Source organism: Pseudarthrobacter enclensis, from assembly GCF_001457025.1.
Lineage (GTDB): Bacteria > Actinomycetota > Actinomycetes > Actinomycetales > Micrococcaceae > Arthrobacter > Arthrobacter enclensis.
Map to the genome: position 1 here is coordinate 1 of NZ_KQ758615.1, position 1,679 is coordinate 1,679.

At 68.0% G+C, this 1,679-nt stretch carries 2 protein-coding genes; both read left to right on the top strand.

What is annotated here, in order from left to right; genetic code table 11:
• Nucleotides 1-66 precede the first annotated feature (66 nt).
• Nucleotides 67-981: a DNA-processing protein DprA gene (locus AS031_RS19340; protein ID WP_058269796.1), complete on the top strand. Its 915-nt coding sequence runs from the start codon at nt 67-69 to the stop codon at nt 979-981.
• A gap of 71 nt (nt 982-1,052) precedes the next feature.
• The gene (locus tag AS031_RS19345; RefSeq protein WP_058269797.1) at nt 1,053-1,355 is read left to right on the top strand and encodes a hypothetical protein; all 303 of its coding nucleotides are present in this window, start codon (nt 1,053-1,055) and stop codon (nt 1,353-1,355) included.
• Nucleotides 1,356-1,679: the final 324 nt, after the last annotated feature.

A 1,679-nucleotide genomic window follows, 5' to 3' on the forward strand; every position in this document is an offset into this window, starting at 1 on the left:
GGGGAGCTGGCCGGTCACCTGAGCCGCCCCACCCACCCACTTCTCGGACAAGAAGGAGCACCACCAATGAACAACGACAACCGCGCCGCACGCGCTGCACTGACCCGCCTGTTCGAACCCGCCGATCCTGTGGGCCGCGCCCTTGTGGCCAAACACGGCGCCCCCGACGCGCTGAAGATCGCCACGGGCGCCCTCCGCGCCGAACCGTTCTGGGACGTCACCAGCGAGGACCTTGCCGAGGGCCTCCGCCGCTGGGCGCCACGGGCACCCGGGCTGGACCCGGCAGCAGACCTAGGCATCATCAAGGGGTTGGGCGGAGGGTTCCTTACCCCCGACGACGGGCACTGGCCCGCGGGCCTGAACGACCTTCCCGACGCCCCCTACGGGCTGTGGTACCGCGGCACCATCGACAACGGCATCCCCGCGCCGTCCCGGTGCGTGGCCCTGACCGGGTCCCGGGACAGCACCAGCTACGGCGCTGCCGTCACCGGCGACATTGCCTACGGGCTGGCCCAGCGCGGCATCTGCGTGATTTCCGGTCTCGCCTATGGCATCGACGCTCACGCCCACCGGGCCGCGCTGGCCGGAGTCCAAGGCGATGGACCGGCAACCATCGCGGTGCTGGCCGGAGGACTTGACCGGGACTACCCCTCCGGAAATGCAGACCTGGCGGCCGCGATCCGGGCCAATGGCCTGACACTCTCGGAGCAGCCCCCGGGAAGCGCCCCTACACGGTCCAGATTCCTGGACAGGGGACGCATTATTGCGGCGCTGGCCGGAGTGACGTGTGTTGTGGAAGCCCGGTGGCGTTCCGGAGCATTGAACACCGCACACCATGCCGAAACTATCGCCCGGCACGTCGCAGCAGTTCCGGGAAGCGTCTACAGCGCCAACTCGGCAGGATGCCACCGCCTTCTCAAAGAAGGCACTGCGGCGCTGGTGACAGACGCGGCCGAACTCGCCGAACTGCTCGCCAGCTAAACCCCGCACCGGGTGGCCGGTCCCGCACCGGCCACCCGCCCAAAAGCCACCCCGATGGAAAGGCCACGATCATGACAAGCTTTTGGGACAGCGATGGCGACTTCGACTACGAAGTCCACTATGAGGCAGAACAGCGTCGGCACGCGGCCGCGACGGCGGAAACCATCGCAAAGCCGCACCTCGCTGACGCGATCCACCACTTCGGACTGGGAGACAATCCACGTTCCGGCTTCACCCGAGCCCTGCTCGAGGCCCTGGAACACTGGCAGGTCCTGATCGACAGGATCACTGCCACCCCCGCGGACCAGGAGGTAATACACCTCACCCGCCACGCCGAAGCAACAGCCTCCACCATCGAAACCCTCACCAGCTGACACCCCGGGTGGCCGGTCTTTCTGGGCCGGTCACCGCGGGCGGTCCGCCGTCGTGGCCGGCTTGTGTCGGTGGTCGCCGGCGGCGGACCGCCAATTCCGCACCAGTCCCAGCCGAGGCGGCTGTCACCGGCGGCCTGCGTGGGTGACCAGATTCTTAGGGCGACCCGTGGTGGCTTGCAAGGCATGCTCGCAGGGCTCGCACCCCAGATGGGCGTCCGCTGGCGCGGCCGGCTGTTGGGTGTTTCCGGTCCGTCGCAGAGCTCCGGCCCGTCATCACCTGTTGTGTCTACGACGTTTTTTGCTGCTGTCCTTCGGATTCTAGGT

Excerpts from the sequence above, each read along its gene's own strand:
- AS031_RS19340 (WP_058269796.1), top strand. The coding sequence starts at position 67 with ATGAACAACGACAACCGCGCCGCACGCGCTGCACTGACCCGCCTGTTC.
- AS031_RS19345 (WP_058269797.1), top strand. The coding sequence starts at position 1,053 with ATGACAAGCTTTTGGGACAGCGATGGCGACTTCGACTACGAAGTCCAC.